13 protein-coding genes are annotated in these 14,739 nt (G+C 72.4%); all 13 read right to left on the reverse strand.

Annotated features, from left to right (window positions below):
• Nucleotides 1–212: 212 nt before the first annotated feature.
• The gene (locus AN216_RS20310) at nucleotides 213–1,034 is read right to left on the reverse strand and encodes an alpha/beta fold hydrolase (RefSeq protein WP_070198156.1); all 822 of its coding nucleotides are present in this window, start codon (nucleotides 1,032–1,034) and stop codon (nucleotides 213–215) included.
• Nucleotides 1,031–2,386, reverse strand: a complete 1,356-nt coding sequence (kynU, locus tag AN216_RS20315) for a kynureninase (protein WP_079166781.1) — start codon at nucleotides 2,384–2,386, stop codon at nucleotides 1,031–1,033. Before kynU ends, AN216_RS20310 begins: the two co-directional genes overlap by 4 nt.
• A complete protein-coding gene (locus AN216_RS20320; RefSeq protein ID WP_070198157.1) occupies nucleotides 2,379–3,248 on the reverse strand; it encodes a tryptophan 2,3-dioxygenase family protein in 870 nt (289 codons plus the stop codon). Before AN216_RS20320 ends, kynU begins: the two co-directional genes overlap by 8 nt.
• A gap of 234 nt (nucleotides 3,249–3,482) precedes the next feature.
• Nucleotides 3,483–3,896, reverse strand: coding sequence for a DUF3151 domain-containing protein (locus tag AN216_RS20325; RefSeq protein ID WP_070198158.1), 414 nt, complete (start codon nucleotides 3,894–3,896; stop codon nucleotides 3,483–3,485).
• 170 nt (nucleotides 3,897–4,066) lie between these two features.
• Entirely contained in the window at nucleotides 4,067–5,089 is a 1,023-nt protein-coding gene (gene fbaA, locus AN216_RS20330; protein ID WP_070198159.1) for a class II fructose-bisphosphate aldolase, read from the reverse strand.
• A gap of 328 nt (nucleotides 5,090–5,417) precedes the next feature.
• Nucleotides 5,418–6,065, reverse strand: a complete 648-nt coding sequence (locus tag AN216_RS20335; RefSeq protein WP_244502554.1) for an orotate phosphoribosyltransferase — start codon at nucleotides 6,063–6,065, stop codon at nucleotides 5,418–5,420.
• 114 nt (nucleotides 6,066–6,179) lie between these two features.
• Nucleotides 6,180–6,995 (reverse strand): aldose epimerase family protein, encoded by an 816-nt coding sequence (locus AN216_RS20340; protein WP_070198160.1) that lies wholly within the window; start codon nucleotides 6,993–6,995, stop codon nucleotides 6,180–6,182.
• A 132-nt stretch (nucleotides 6,996–7,127) separates the two neighbouring features.
• Complete coding sequence (locus tag AN216_RS20345) at nucleotides 7,128–8,249, reverse strand: SRPBCC family protein (protein WP_079166783.1); 1,122 nt, start codon at nucleotides 8,247–8,249, stop codon at nucleotides 7,128–7,130.
• A 156-nt stretch (nucleotides 8,250–8,405) separates the two neighbouring features.
• Nucleotides 8,406–8,951: a hypothetical protein gene (locus AN216_RS20350; protein WP_244502555.1), complete on the reverse strand. Its 546-nt coding sequence runs from the start codon at nucleotides 8,949–8,951 to the stop codon at nucleotides 8,406–8,408.
• Between the two features lie 239 nt (nucleotides 8,952–9,190).
• Nucleotides 9,191–10,357, reverse strand: a complete 1,167-nt coding sequence (locus tag AN216_RS20355; protein WP_070198161.1) for a type VII secretion protein EccE — start codon at nucleotides 10,355–10,357, stop codon at nucleotides 9,191–9,193.
• Complete coding sequence (gene eccB, locus AN216_RS20360; protein ID WP_070198162.1) at nucleotides 10,354–11,853, reverse strand: type VII secretion protein EccB; 1,500 nt, start codon at nucleotides 11,851–11,853, stop codon at nucleotides 10,354–10,356. Before eccB ends, AN216_RS20355 begins: the two co-directional genes overlap by 4 nt.
• A complete protein-coding gene (locus tag AN216_RS20365; protein WP_244502556.1) occupies nucleotides 11,853–13,229 on the reverse strand; it encodes a S8 family peptidase in 1,377 nt (458 codons plus the stop codon). Before AN216_RS20365 ends, eccB begins: the two co-directional genes overlap by 1 nt.
• On the reverse strand, nucleotides 13,226–14,713 hold the full coding sequence (gene eccD / locus AN216_RS20370) for a type VII secretion integral membrane protein EccD (RefSeq protein WP_070198164.1): 1,488 nt from the start codon (nucleotides 14,711–14,713) through the stop codon (nucleotides 13,226–13,228). Before eccD ends, AN216_RS20365 begins: the two co-directional genes overlap by 4 nt.
• Nucleotides 14,714–14,739 lie beyond the last annotated feature (26 nt).

Below are 14,739 nucleotides of genomic sequence, written 5' to 3' on the forward strand. Positions count from 1 at the left end.
GCTGGGCTGGCGGTCCGCTCCGGGGCAGCGGTTCCGCGTCCGTGGATGGGCGGGTGCGGGATCACGGATGCGGCGGGCGGGAAGTCCGTAGGGGCCACCCGCCCGTCCGCTCGCTGCCTGACCGCCCGCCTGTCCGCCGTCGCGCGCCCGCCGTCGCGCGCCCGCCGTCTCGCGCGTGCCCCTGTGCGCTCGTGTCTACGGTCCCGTACGGCTCAGGGCTCGACCTTCGGCAGGGTCGCCGCGAGCGCCTCGAACGCCGGGGTGTTGGGCGTCAGCGGCGCGAAGTGCCCGCAGGGCTGCAGATGCAGCCGGGCGCCCCAGTCGCTGGCGTACCGGCGGGAAAGTTCCACCGGAACGTCCTCGTCCCCCGTGCCGTGCAGGATCTCCACCGGAACCCGGGGCATCAGTTTCATCGGATCGGCCGCCCGCAGCCGCTCCGTGAAGTCCTCACCCTCGCCCGCGCCGTCCGCGCTCCCCAGGAACTCCTGCACCGCCCCGCCGCTCAGCCGCAGTTCGTGCGCCCGCGCCAGGTCCGCTACCGGTGCCACCGCGAGGACGCGGGCGCTGGCCGCCCGTTCCCGCGTCGCCGCCGCCCACAGGGCGAGTTGGCCGCCCGCCGAATGACCGAGCAGCACCTGTGGTGGTGCGCCCAGCCGGTCGAGCGCCGCGTCGACGTCCTGTGCGGTACGCGGCCAGCCGCCGCCACCGCCGACCCGTCGGTACTCCACCAGCTCCACCTGGTATCCGCGCGCGGCCAGCGCCGCGGCGAACGGCGCGAGGTGCCGGCGGTCGTACGCCTCGCGCCAGAAACCGCCGTGCAGCACGCTGACCCGCACGCCCGACTGGCCCGCCGCCCCGGACTGGCCCGTGGCCCCCGACTGGCCCGCCGCCCCGGACTGACCAGGCCGGCGCACCGGCTCGTACACGTCGATCACCTGCGCCGGGTGTTCGCCGTACGCCATGGTGCGGGCCGGCGGGACGTACGCCGCGGCGGTCCGCCCGAACAGCGCCGCCGCCTCCGTCTCGCTACTCACGCCACCACCTCCCCCAGCACGCGAGCCGCGTGCGCCACGTCCGCGAACGAGGTGTAGAGCGGGGTGAGGCCGAAACGCAGCGCGTCCGGCTGCCGGAAGTCACCGACCACCTCCCGCGCGATCAGCGCCTCCATCACCTCGCCCGCGCCGGCGCACCGCAGCGTGACCTGACTGCCGCGCTCCCCGTGCGCGCCGGGCGTCAGGCTTTCCACCCGCCCCGCGGGGACGTACGCGGCCACGCAGCGCAGGAAGAAGTCGCTCAGCGCCAGGCTCTTGGCGCGCACCTCGGCCAGCTCGACACCGTCCCAGACCGTCAGCGCCTCCTCGAGCGCGAGCAGCGAGAGGATGTCCGGGGTGCCCACCCGACCGCGCGCCGCGCCGTCCGCCGGGACGTAGTCCGCCGCCATCGCGAACGGCTCGGCATGTGAGTTCCAACCGGGCAGCGGGGAGTCGAAGCGGGACCGCAGCTCCTCGCGCACGTACAGGAAAGCGGGCGCGCCGGGGCCGCCGTTGAGGTACTTGTAGGTGCAGCCGACGGCGAAGTCGACCTCGTGCGCGTCCAGTTCCACGGGCAGCGCGCCGGCGCTGTGGCACAGGTCCCAGACGACCCGGGCGCCCCGTTGATGTGCCGTGGCGGTCGTACCCGGCAGGTCGTGCAGCCGGCCGGTGCGGTAGTCGACGTGGTTCACCAGCACGACGGCGGTGCGCGGACCGATCGCCTCGCGCAACTCGGGGGCGGGGACGGGGCGTAGCGTGCAGCCGGTGAGTCGGGCGGCGGAGGCCGCGATGTAGCCGTCAGTGGGGAAGGTAGCCGCGTCGACCAGCAGCTCGTCCCGGCCCGGAGCGTCCTGCTGGGCGATCCGGACGGCGGCGACGACCGCCTTGAAGACGTTCACGCTGGTCGAGTCGCCGACCACGACACGGCCCGGACCGGCGCCGACGAGCGGGGCGATCCGATCGCCCACCCGCTCCGGCGCGGTCCACCAGCCCGACTCGCTCCAGGACCGGATGCGCAGCCGCCCCCACTCGCGGGTCACGACCTCGTGCAGCCGGCCCGGGACCGTACGGGGCAGCGCCCCGAGCGAGTTGCCGTCGAGGTAGACAGGGCGGGGCGTACGAGGCGGGGCTACCGCGTGCGCTTCGGGAGGGGCGAGCGGGGGCGCGCCGTCCAGCACGAACTCCGCGCGCTTCGCGGCGAGTACGTCGTCCGCGTCCAGCCGGGCGGCCTCCGAGAGCGGCTCCTCGGCCCGCGGGGCGGCGCCGAACTGGGCGGGCTCGGTGGGTTCGGCGGGCTCGGTGGGTTCGGGTCGCCCGTGGTGACCGGGGCCACGGGACTCCGTACGCTCAGACATGGCTGCGCGCCGTCCACAGCTCGGGGAAGACCTGCTTCGTCGCCCGCTTCTCCAGCCAGGCGACCCCGGCCGAACCGCCGGTGCCGGTCTTGCTGCCCATCGCGCGTCGGGTGGCGGCGAGGTGGTCGTTCCGCCAGCGCCACACCAGTTCCGCGACCTCGGTCAGCGCCTCTCCGAGCCGCACGACTTCGGCGTCTCCGGCGCCGGTGGCGCCCGCGGTTCCGTACGCCGCCGACTCCGTGCCGTACGCCCGCACCCATACGGCCTCCACCGCGGCCGAGGGCTCGTACCGCCGCGTCAGGTCCCGCTCCAGGGCCTCGGCCGGGATGTCCTCGCCGCGTCGGGCCAGGAAGCGCAGCACCTCGTCGTACAGGCTCGGCTGGTGCAGGGCTTTCTCCAACTCGGCGTGCACACGTGGCGCGCCCCGGTGCGGCACGAGCATGGACGCCGACTTCTCCCCGAGCAGGAACTCCAGCCGCCGGTACATGGCCGACTGGAAACCGGAACCCTCGCCGAGAGCGGAGCGGTAGGAGTTGAACTGCGCCGGGGTGAGGTGCGCGAGCGGCTGCCAGGAGGCGTTCAACGACTCCAGTTCGTACGTCGACCGCTTCAACGCGGCCAGTGCCGCCGGCAGGTCGTCCCTGCGCAGCGACTCGGCGGCGGTCTCCCACTCGTGCACGATCACGGTGAACCACAGCTCCATCACCTGGGTGGTGACGAGGAAGACCATCTCTCCCGGATCGTCGGAGAGCGGGTGCTGCAGATGTGTGAGGACATCCGCCTGTACGTAGTCCTCGTACGGAGTGGTGCCGGCGAAGTCGAGGTTCGGGGTTTCCGAATCCGTGCCTTCGGGCTGTGCCATGGTGACTCCCTCATTGCTCCGCCCGGGATCGCCGGGCCCTGTCCTGTGATGGTCTTGGTCAGGGCCCGGCGAGGCAAGGGGACCAGGTGCCGGCCGCATCAGCGGGTCTCGGTCAGGCCGGTCGACGCAGCCCGGTTCAAGCGGGGCCGGCGCGCTCAGGCCGTTCAGGGTGCCCGGGGCGTCCAGGTCGCTGAGGACCCCCGGGGCGCCCAGCCCGGCTCAGGAGCGGGTGGCTCAGGACAGCGTTGCGGCGGCGGTGGGCGAACTCTCCTTCAGGAAGGTGCTGCAACGCTCGTGCTCCTCCCGCTCGCCAATCGAGTCGGCCGCGCGCGCGAGTGCGTGCAGCGCCCGCAGGAAGCCTCGATTCGGCTCGTGCTCGAACGGCACCGGGCCGTGCCCCTTCCAGCCGCTACGGCGCAGCGCGTCCAGGCCACGGTGGTATCCGGTGCGCGCGTAGGCGTACGACTCCACGACGCGTCCGCCCTCGAAGGCGTCATCAGCCAGCTGCGCCCAGGCGAGCGAGGAGGTCGGGTAGCGCGCGGCCACCTCGGAGGGAGCGGTGCCGGAGGCGAGCAGCTCGCGCGGCTCCGGGTCGTCGGGGAGGTGAGTCGGGGGCGGACCCTCGAGCAGGTTCTCGTGAATTGCCATGTCTTCCAGTTTGCCTCGTTCGCGCGGCGGGAGGACGGGCAGCCCGGGCGACGGCCGTGCCGGACGGGCGCGGAGGGCGGCGGGTGCGGCAGGCGAACCGGCCGCGGCACGCGAAACCGACCGTGGCCCCGTACGGCCACTGGGGCTGGTACAGGGCCACGGGTTGGCGGTCAGGGCAGCCGGGTGCCGGTGGAGCGCAGGTTCGCGCATGCCTGCTGCACCCGCTCGGCCATGCCCTTCTCGGCAGCCTTGCCCCAGCTGCGCGGGTCGTAGACCTTCTTGTTCCCGACCTCGTCGTCGACCTTGAGCACGCCGTCGTAGTTCCGGAACATGTGGTCCGCGACGGGCCGGGTGAAGGCGTACTGCGTGTCCGTGTCCAGGTTCATCTTCACCACGCCGTTCTCCAGCGCGGTGGCGATCTCCTGCTCGGTGGAGCCGGAGCCGCCGTGGAAGACGAAGTCGAACGGCGCCTGCTTGCCGTACTTCGCCGCCACGCCCTCCTGCAGGTCCTTCAGCAGCTCCGGACGCAGGACGACGTTGCCCGGCTTGTAGACACCGTGCACGTTGCCGAAGGACGCGGCCAGCAGGTAGCGGCCACGCTCGCCCAGGCCCAGCGCCTCGGCCGTACGCAGCGCGTCGTCGACGGTGGTGTACAGCTCGTCGTTGATCTCGTGGGTGACACCGTCCTCCTCGCCGCCGGTCGGGGTGATCTCCACCTCGAGCACGATCTTCGCGGCGGCGGCGTCGGCCAGCAGCCGCTCGCCGATCTCCAGGTTGTCCTTGAGTGTCTCGGCCGAGCCATCCCACATGTGGGACTGGAACAGCGGGTCCCGTCCGGCGCTGACCCGCTCCCGGGAGACCTCGAGCAGCGGACGTACGTAGCCGTCCAGCTTGTCCTTCGGGCAGTGGTCGGTGTGCAGGGCGATGTTGACCGGGTACTTCCGGGCGACGATGTGGGCGAACTCGGCCAGCGCGACCGCGCCGCTCACCATGTCCTTGCTGTACTGGCCGCCCAGGAACTCCGCGCCACCGGTGGAGATCTGGATGATGCCGTCGCTCTCCGCATCGGCGAATCCGCGCAGGGCGGCGTGCAGCGTCTGCGTCGAGGTGACGTTGATGGCCGGATAGGCGAACTTGCCTGCTTTCGCCCGGTCGAGCATCTCGTTGTAGACCTCGGGGGTTGCGATGGGCATCTGTTCGCTCCTTGTGAAGTGACGGTCAGCTGGGCCTGGCTCGAGGTCGTCCAGCACGTCCCGCCCAGTGGCGTGGACCGCGTGAGGTCCAGACGGAATCCGGACAGTCCCTCGGGTGCGACGTCATCGTCCTCACCATCTTCCCAGACGGGCGCGAATGCTCCAGACGGGCGTAGTTTCACGTGAAACCGCATACACGCAGCGTGTCCGTTGAGGGTGTCACCACGCCACGCGGACCGCTCGCCCAACGCCGTCGCCGCGCCGGGTAGTTGCTCCGCGTGGCGAGACGGTACGGAGCGCCGCCCCGCCGGCCGCGTGCCCCGTACGCTCAGTCGAGTCCGATGTCGGCCAGGTCGTACGGATAGACGTACGGCAGGCCGGCCGCACGGATGGCCTCGGTGGCTGACCGCTCCACGATCGTGGCCACCGCGACCACCTCCGCACCCGCCTCCCGGGCCGCCTCGACAGCGGTCAGGGGCGAGTTGCCGGTGGTGGTGGTGTCCTCCACGATGAGCACCCGACGTCCCGCGATGTCCGGTCCCTCGATGCGTTGTTGCAGGCCGTGTGCCTTGCCGGCCTTCCGCACGACGAACGCGTCCAGCCGTTGCCCGCGCGCCGCGGCGGCGTGCAGCATGGCGCTGGCCACCGGGTCCGCGCCGAGAGTCAGGCCGCCCACCGCCGCGTAGTCCAGGTCCGCCGTGGCGTCCAGCATGACCTGGCCGACCAGTGGCGCCGACGCCCCGTCCAGGGTGACGCGGCGCAGGTCGATGTAGAAGTCCGCCTCGGCGCCCGAGGACAGCGTCACCCGGCCGTGGACCACGGCCTTGTCCTTGATCTGCCGCAGGAGTTCCGCCCGTGCCGGGCTCGGATCGACGCCGCCCTGGTCGCCGCCGGTGGTGCTCGTGTCGCCCGCGCCGTTCGTGTCGTCCGGGTAGTTCGTACTGCTCATGTCGCCTGTGCCCGCTGTGCCGCTCATGTCGCCGAGCCTATGCCAGCGACCGGTGCCGCGCCGGTGCGGCCTCGCCTGGCCGGTCAGTGGACCGCCGCCACGAGCATCGCCCGCGCGCATCCGCCGCAGGTCCGTTGACCGTCAACCGGCGTGCTGCCAGGTCCAGGTGGTCGAGACCTCCAGCGGCTCGATCGGGGTGACGAAACGGGGCAGCGTGTTGAGACCGTTGGGCGGCCCGGACTGCGGCTCGACGCACACGGCCTCCGGCTGCTGGTCGTAGATCACCGCCCACTCGGCGCGGCTCGCGATGTGCAGCCGCAGCTCGTCGGGCCAGTCCAGCGTGACATCGACGCCGTCCGGCATGCCGAAGCAGTCGTCCCACGGGCCGGGCCGCGGGTCGATGCGGTTGCCCGTGGGCAACTGGTCCGCTCCGCGCTCCTCCTGCCACTCCGGTGCGAAATCGATACGGACGTCCTGCCCGCCGTTGTCCAGATTCCGCCGGAACCACGGGTGCCAACCCGCCTGTGCCGGAAACGAGTCGCCACGCGTCTCCACCCCGAGCGTCAGCGTCAGCCCGCCGCCGTCCTCCGCCAGCTCGACGAGCTGGGTCACCCGGCCGTCCCAGGGCCACGGGTCCGTGAGGTCGAAGGTGAACGCCGCACTGCGGTCGTCGACCTGGTTGGTCCGCCAGCCGCCGTTGCGGGCCGTGCCGTGCAGGGCGTGTTCCCGGTTGGTGACGGGTAGCTGGAAGACCTCACCGCCGTTGCGGAACCGCCCGTGGTCCGTACGCCCGCACCACGGCGCCATGACGAAGGAGCCGTACTGCTCGCCCTGCCGCAGCAGTTCCGTACCCCTGGTCAGCAGCGAGGTGAGTCGGCACCCGTCCTGGGGGGCGATGGTCAGCTCGGCGTCGGCGGCGCGCAGCGTGACGCTCTCGGTGGGGGAGTGACGATTCATACGGCGACCTTAGACGAGTCGGTACAGCGGACGAACGCCCGGTCGGGCGAGGGCGCGTGGACGCTGGCAGAAGGTGGCTGGCGGGTTGCCGGAGGTGTCCGCCGGTCGTCGGGCGCCGACCGATACGGCCGGTCAGCGGCGCCGGCGCAGCGCCCGGCCGAGGACGATCGCGCCGGCCACCGCGAGTGCCGCGGCCGGCGCCGCCCAACGCAGCGTGGCGCTGCCGGCGACGGTCTCCGGCAGCGGCTCCGGAGCGTACCGACCGCGCGGCGGGGCGTGGTCCACCTCCTCGGCGCTGCGGCCGATCATGGTGCGCCGAGCGTGCGCGGCCTCGGCCGTCGAGCGCGCGATGTCCTCCTCGTCGAGTGCCTCGCTGTCGGCGTACGGATCGAGGGAGGGCGGCGGCACATCGGTGTCGAAGATCCCGTCGCCGGCGGGGCTGTCCGGTGCCTCAGTGGCTGAGGGCTCCGGGTCGGCCGACTCGGCGGCGGGCTGGTCCTCGGGCGCGGGGCCGTGCGTACGGTCCGGGTCCGGCTCCTCGTGAGGGGTGCCGGTCGCTTCCGGCGCGCCGGCCGCGTCGTCCGGGTCGGCCCTGTCATCCGGGTTACCCGGGTTGTCCAAGTCATCCGACGCCGGTTCGTGCGGTGTTGAGCCGGCCGTGGCGTCCGAGCCCGCGATGCCGGGAAGGTCGTCGTCCTCCGGTTCGTCGCCGCTCGCCACCCGTCGGGCGTTGATCTCCGCGTCCGCGGTGCCGTCCGCCGGGCTGCGGCTGTCCGAGGGCGCCGAGTCGGCCGCCGACCCGGATGCCGATTCCGTACGCAGGCTCTCCGCCAGTGCGCTGGCAAAACGATCCAGCATCCGACGGCCGGCGGCCAGGGCCACCTTCGGCTCGATGTCCGCGATGCGCCCCTCTCCGGTGACCGTGCCGGAGCAGGTCAGCCGGGTGCCGGTGCCGTCCGCGGCGAGTCGTGGCACCACCTCCAGATCGAGCCGCACCGACCCCTGGCCACGCGCCTCGGCGCCGCTGCCGCGCACCCGGAAGCCGTCGCCGAGCGCGTTGATCTCCAGACTGCCGCGGTACGTGATCGTGGAACCGCCCACCCGCACCCGCAGCCGTCCCTCGACGGCCCCGGAGTCGGCCGGCGCGTCGGCGGCCTGCCGCAGTCCCGGGACGCATCGCGTCACACGTGGTCGCTCGGTCAGCGCCGCGCGTACGGACCCGACGGGATGCGGAACGTACACCTCATGCTCCATGCGTCGGAGCCTACCCACCACATCCGGCACATGCGCCCGATCGGCGCATCGGCCGCGTCACGTAGTGCGTGGTGCGCACACCCGGCACGGGGCGCAGCTGCCTCCTCGCCGCAACGCGAACCTGCCAAGCAGCTCGAACTCCGAAACAGATCCTGCTCAGTGCGAAGGGACGGTGAGCAGAGCGGCCTCCGCCGGGGAAACGTCAGGGCGCAGGACCCGGGCACCACCCGCACGGAACAGCGCGATCTCGCCCGGCCTCAGCGAGGACGTGACGCGGACGGCCTGCTCGCCAGCGACCGGGCCCACCGTCTCCGCGAAGTCAGTACCCAGCGTCAGCAGGGCGTCCAGCGTGCGCCAGAAACTCCCGTGCCGCGGTGCTTCCCGGCGTACATGCACCACGGTGCACCAGGAACCGCCACCCGCGGAGACCGGTGGTGGTCGCCGTACGTCCGAGACAAGGCCCTGCGGCCCTTGGCCCACCCCGGGCGGTCGCGGCGGGTGGGGAGGCCAAGAACCCTCCTCGGTGCCCAGCACCAGGCGGCTACCGGCCGCTTCACTCAACGCCCTCCACAGCACTGGCCCCCGGGTCGCGGCAGTCACCTGTATCCCCACCGCGATCATCCGGCAGGCCAGCACCCGGCCGAAAAGCGACTCTCCCAGGACACCGATCCGCATGCCGCTGGAACCGCCGACCGGCAGCACGACCGGCAGCCCCTCACGGTCCTCGCCCAGACGGACCCCAGTCTGCGCGTCACGTAGCGCGAACCCGGCCCCGTCCGTATCGCCCTCGCGCCATCGGGTGGCAGGCAGCGCGGCGAGGCTCGGAGGCCGTTGTCGAGTTGGGCGCGGGTGGTCCGGAGGAGTCGCACCGGCGTCCGGCCGCCCGGTAGGGGCAGCGGCATCGGTTACGAGGCGCCGGCCGGATTGTCCATCGGTCTGACTCATACTTCTCCCACTCCGGTGGCGAACCCGGTGGCTGCCACGAGTGACCGGGACGGGTAGCTCACCGGCAGTGTGGCCAGCAGACCCGCTTCCTGAGAACCGGTCATTGGACGAGCGGAACCCTCACCGCTGATGTGGTCGCGTGCCACGGCGGCGCGCTGACCGAGAGAGCTCACCAGCCGTACGGCACACCGCATCTCCAGCTCCCCGTCTTCCCTGCTGAAGGTTGCCCCCATGACCAGACGGTCCACCCCGCAGGAGGCGGCCCGACCCATCAGCCCTCGCCAGTCTTCCGTGCTGCCGATGTCCGCGGTCAGCAGACAGTGTGTCGCTGTATCCTCCGCCCAGCTGTCCGCCAGTGCCCGTCCCGTCCCGTTCGGGCTGCCGAGCTGCTTCAGCAGCGTGCGTACCCGGTCGCCCCCCAGCGGCTGACTGGTGACCCCGAGCGACCGCAGCCGAGCCTGTAGGCGCGCGGTGGCGGCGACCACCGCGGCCCGCGCCCCTGCCGCCCCGCCCCCGCGGGAGGCCGCCGCCTCGGGAGCTTCCCAGGGCTCGTAGCGCACCACCAGCCAGGTACGGACGGCCAGCGGTGGGGCGTACGTCGACAGCTGACGGTAGGCCAAGGTGGGCTCGAACCGCTGGTGGAAATCCCATGACGGCAGGCCATGCTGTTCCACCAACAGCTGTGCGGTGGCAGGGCGGGCGGGATCCTCGGCCAGCCAGCGACCGAGCACCTCGGCGGGGAGATCCGGGTAGAAGCCGGAGGGAAGTTCCAGCACCGCGGCGAATCCCCGGCCGTCGCCCAACACCCCGACAGCGGGGCCGTTACGGTTCGTCACCTCGGTGACCTCCAGCTCCGGCAGCAGCGCTCCGGCCAAACCGAAGTCGTCCACCGCGGCGTCAGCGGCACCCGTCGGGACGGCGGCGAACGCTTGGCCGCGCAGCCACCGCACCAGGTGGCCGCTCGCGGTGCGCCCACCCCACCGCAGGAGAGTGAGCGCGCCGATGGCGGCACCCGCTGCTGCCAACAGGTAGCCGCCGGCGCCGGCGTACGCCACACCGGCGGCCACGCAGCCGACAGCCGTCTCCAGCGCGATGACGCGACCTCTGCTGAACGGATGCTTCCGGGCCGCCGAAGCTCTGGAACTCGGGTCTGCCGTGGTCACTGCTCCTCCCCCTGGTCGCCCTCACCCGACTTGTCGCCTTCCTCCGAGTCCCCGCCCGTATCCGTGCCCTCGGCTTCCAGCTCGTCCGTACCGCCTCGGTACTCCTTCGCGGCGGACTGCGGGTCGAGGACCGGCCCGCTCGGCAGCAGCGCCACGAACCCTTTTGGTACGGAGAGCGCGTCGTCAGGCTCGTACCGCAGTCGCTCCACAGCTTTTCCAGAGGAGAACGGATACGCCATGCCGCTGTCGGTCACCAGGGTGTAGGTGCCGCCCGAACCAGCCGACGCCGCGGCCCGCACCACCGCACCCTGGCCGGACGGCACGTACAACTTGTCGAGCGGGCCGGGGGTTGTTCCCTCCACTGACGCGACCGGGGTGACGTCCGTGGGGTCCGGCATCCGCTCAGGCAGATGCACCGTGGCCTCCCAGGGGGTGTCACCGGGCGTGCTTCCGGGCGGTGTGGTGACACACACCGGCTGCTCACGACCGGGTTCGACGGCTTCGGGAAGCTGTTGCGGCCAGGCGGGGTCGCCCGGCGCGCTCCGCTGCGAGCGGGGGGCGCCCGCCGCCTGTGCGGGCGTCAGTTCATGTTCGGTCGCGCCGGCGGCCTGCAACAGCGTGTACACCAACTCCGAGACCGGGACGAGGCCGTCCTGACGGATCTGGTAGTACTGCGGGTTCACCCCGTCCAGATCGCTGTGCGCCAGGTCGCCTGTCCCGGCCTCGACGGGGAGGCCGCTGACGGGCTGACTCTTCTCAGCTGTCTCCGGAACTCGAATGGCCGGGCCCTCCGGCACGGTGGCCAGCACATCCCCGCTCAGCGGCACCTCCTGGGACCGTCGCAGCCCCAGAGCGTCCCGCACCTGCTCGGAGATCCGGTAGCGCCGCTTGTCCGCGAGAAGCCACAGTTCATCATCGGGCGAGCGTGCGAGGACGGTGACTGATGACGGCTCCTTCTCACGCGTTCCTGTGCCGGGTGCGGGCCCGGCCTGGTCGAGCGCGACGTAGAGGTGGGTACGGGCCCTGCCGCCCTCCTCTCCCTCGGGAATCGCGCACACGGTCCAGTCCTCGGAGCTGAGGTCATCCTTGCCGGGCAGTGAGTCGGGAGCCGCGGGTATACCGACCGGCAGTCCCCGCCGTACGCCATCCAGCACGTCGGAACGGACCTCGGTCCGTTTCCCGCCTCCCACCAGGAGGGCTGAGGACAGGTTCAGCGCCGGGTGGAGCACACCGTCGGAGACGACGTAGCGATCGCCGCTGCCGCTGACCACCACGGCACCTTCGCCCGGCAGTTCGGGACCGCTGCCGCCACCGAGCCAACCCGCGATACCGAATCCGGCCATCACGAGGACGCCGATGGCGACTCCGCCGCCCAGTGCCCGGTTCAGCCGCCGCCGCGGATCGTGCAGCGCCTCGTCCGTACCCCGGATGAGACTTGTGGCCTGCCGCCGGCTGTCGTAGCCGTGGGACTCCGCCTGCTCTCGTGTGGTCGCCATCAGGGAGTTCCGTTCCGTCGGGCGTTGGTGGCGCGGCGCCTGGTGCGATCCGCTGCCGCTGGCCGCGGCGGCCCGGTCAGCCTTTCCAGCACAGCGGGTGGCGACTGCGGCAGTGTGGGTGCGGTTCCGCCGCCGGGTGGGGGCCGCTTGCCGGATGCCGCACCCGGCCGCCAGCGGCGGCCCACCGCACGGCGGAAGGCCGGTGCCGCCAACAGGGTGAGAAGTACGGCGAGCAGGATGCCCCCGCCCCAGGCCACGGCCGTGGTGGCCCTCGGGGACAGCAGTGGCTGCTCCTGAGGAATGGCCTGGACGGGGACGCTGCCCGCCTTGGCGGCAGGCTCAGCGTCCTCCCCATCGTCCACGAGTTGCGTCAGCGCTCCGAACGGGTCGACGAGTCCCGCGCCGGTACGGGTGTCCCTGCCGCCGCCGAGGGGGGCGGCGGAGGCCGCCAGCCGCTCAGCCACCTCCTCGGCGGACAGGTCGGGGAAGCGGGAGCGGAGCAGTGCCGCCGTGCCCGAGACCTGGGGCGCGGCGAAGCTGGTTCCGTCTACTTGCTGGTAGCCCGAGCCGCCGGCGGACAGCGCGATCTCGCCGTCCCCGTACGCGGCCAGATCCACCCAACCGCCCTGGTTCGACTTGTCCATCGGCCGGCCGTCCGTACCGACGGCCGCCACCGCGATCACACCGTCATAGGAGGCGGGATAGAAGCGCTTGCTCTTCGTGCCTTTGTTTCCCGCGGCCGCGACCACGACGACGTCCTCTTCCACCGCCTGCCGCACCGCCTCGCGGACGGGCTCACGGTCGACGGGCAACGCGAAAGAGAGGTTGAGCACCTGCGCTCCGCTCCGGACCGCACGGTCGATGGCGGCGGCGAGCGTGTTCGCTGACGCGCTCTCCACACCGCCGACCACCCGCACCGGATAGACGCGCGCCTCGGGCGCCACGCCGGTGATACGGGCCTCGCCGCCGCGGCGGGCGGCGATCAGCCCCGCGACTGCGGTGCCGTGGCCCACGCAGTCCAGTGAGGGCGCTTTCGTCTTCTGTACTTCGTACTCGTCCTTGTCGCGGACCGGCACCACTTCCCTGCCGGTGTCGACCGCTCCGGAGAGTTCGGGGTGACGGTCGTCCACACCCGAGTCCACGACGGCGACGGTGACGCCTCTCCCCTCCGTCAGGTCCCAGCTCTGGGCGAGACCCAGCCGTTTCGCCAGCGGAGTGGACGAGAGGCTGTCGGGAAGTTCCGCGCCCTTCCGCGGAGGCTCACGGCAACTGGTGTCCTCGCGCTCCGCGGCCATCGCGTGTCCGTTGAGTGAGAGCGGCAGCAGCGCGGTGGCCAACGCCACCACGCACCACCGGCACGCCGAGCCCCTCCTCATGCCTTCAGCTCCAGCAGGGCCGTGTAGACGTCCCATACGGCGAGCACGAGCGGGATCAGCGCCAGCAGCAGCATGGTCTCGACGGTGTCCAGCACCCGCGCCAGCCGTGGATTCTGTGTCCGCCGGCCGCTGAGGAGTCCCACCGCGCAGGCCGTCAGCGCGACCACCGAACAGATCGGCAGTGCGGCACCCAACAAGGGCATCGTCTCGCCCGTGAAGCGGACGACGACCAGTACCGCCCCACCGAGAAGCACGGCGAGGCCCGCGGCCAGCGCCGTACCGACCTGCACCGCGTCACGGAAGAGGCGGGCACGCAACAGGGCAAGGAGCCCCAGGACACCGGCCAGTACCGAGGCCCACGGTTCTCCGGAGGCCAGCAGCACCAGTGCGCCGCCCAGCATCACGACCAGGGACCCGGCGAGCATCCCCGTCAGAAGCCAGCGCGCCCGGTCGACCCGTACCCGCAGCGTCTCGTGCTCGACGGGCTCCGGCAGCTGGTCCAGTTCCTCAGCCGTGGAGGCGAGTTGCGGCCCCGGTAGGTGCGCAACCCGCAGCGCGAGAGCGGGCCACAACGTCGTGACGGCGAGAGCGAACGGAGCCATGACCGAAGCCGCCTGGGCCGCTCCGATGTCCCCGATGGTGGCGATGAACGCGCCGCACGCGCTCAGGGCTCCGCTGACCACCAGCACCGCGAAACTACCGTCGCCGCCCCCGACGACCACCGGCCCGGAAGCACCGACGACGGCCAGTACGGCACCGGCCAGAAGGAGATGAGCCGCGCCGAAACCCGCGTCGTCGCCGGGCCCGGCACCAAGCAGCCGGGCCGCTCCCACGGCGGCGAGCGGCGAAGCCAGTATCGCGGCGCACGTCCCGCCCGCCACGTCCGAGAAGGCCCGAGACAGCAACGCGGCCAGCCCCAGCCCCAACAGGCAGGCCACCAGGCCCAGATAGCCGGGCAGGGTGCCGGGGGCGACAGCGAGCGCCCCCGCGGCCCCCGTGACGGCGACCGCGGCGAAAGCGGCGGCGGTGCGGCGCACCGCCGTGGACGACCAGGGACTGCGTACGCCTTCGACACTCAGCGCCTCCACCACGTCGTCGTACAGCGGCGGTACGGGGTCGTCGCTGCCGTGGCCCAGGAAGAGGATGTCCCCCTCGCGGATCTCCTGCGCCCCGAGACTGCGGGAAGCCTCCAACCGGGCGCCGCCGCCCGTACGCAGCACCCAGCCGTCGTGCAGCGCTCCGCCGTCGGGTCCGGTCTCCACGCCCGCGTGCTGGACGAGGGCGGGCATGAGTCGGATCAATGGCACGCTCAGCGGGAGGGCGAGGTCGGCGCGGCTGTGCGGGCCCGCGACGACGACCCGGCAGAAGTCACTGCCGGAGCTCCTCTCCCGCTGCGAGCCGCTGGGCGGATTCCCGGGCGGGGTTCCGAGGGCGCCGTCCGTGCCCTCGGCTGTGGGGAATCCGGTCTGGGTGGTGCCGCTCATCTGGTCAGTCCAAACTCACGGAGTCG

This window comes from Streptomyces oceani (genome assembly GCF_001751245.1).
GTDB lineage: Bacteria > Actinomycetota > Actinomycetes > Streptomycetales > Streptomycetaceae > Streptomyces > Streptomyces oceani.

Excerpts from the sequence above, each read along its gene's own strand:
- fbaA (WP_070198159.1), bottom strand. The coding sequence starts at position 5,089 with ATGCCCATCGCAACCCCCGAGGTCTACAACGAGATGCTCGACCGGGCG.
- eccD (WP_070198164.1), bottom strand. The coding sequence starts at position 14,713 with ATGAGCGGCACCACCCAGACCGGATTCCCCACAGCCGAGGGCACGGAC.
- kynU (WP_079166781.1), bottom strand. The coding sequence starts at position 2,386 with ATGTCTGAGCGTACGGAGTCCCGTGGCCCCGGTCACCACGGGCGACCC.
- AN216_RS20325 (WP_070198158.1), bottom strand. The coding sequence starts at position 3,896 with ATGGCAATTCACGAGAACCTGCTCGAGGGTCCGCCCCCGACTCACCTC.
- AN216_RS20340 (WP_070198160.1), bottom strand. The coding sequence starts at position 6,995 with ATGAATCGTCACTCCCCCACCGAGAGCGTCACGCTGCGCGCCGCCGAC.
- AN216_RS20345 (WP_079166783.1), bottom strand. The coding sequence starts at position 8,249 with ATGGAGCATGAGGTGTACGTTCCGCATCCCGTCGGGTCCGTACGCGCG.
- AN216_RS20335 (WP_244502554.1), bottom strand. The coding sequence starts at position 6,065 with ATGAGCGGCACAGCGGGCACAGGCGACATGAGCAGTACGAACTACCCG.
- AN216_RS20320 (WP_070198157.1), bottom strand. The coding sequence starts at position 3,248 with ATGGCACAGCCCGAAGGCACGGATTCGGAAACCCCGAACCTCGACTTC.
- AN216_RS20365 (WP_244502556.1), bottom strand. The coding sequence starts at position 13,229 with ATGAGGAGGGGCTCGGCGTGCCGGTGGTGCGTGGTGGCGTTGGCCACC.
- eccB (WP_070198162.1), bottom strand. The coding sequence starts at position 11,853 with ATGGCGACCACACGAGAGCAGGCGGAGTCCCACGGCTACGACAGCCGG.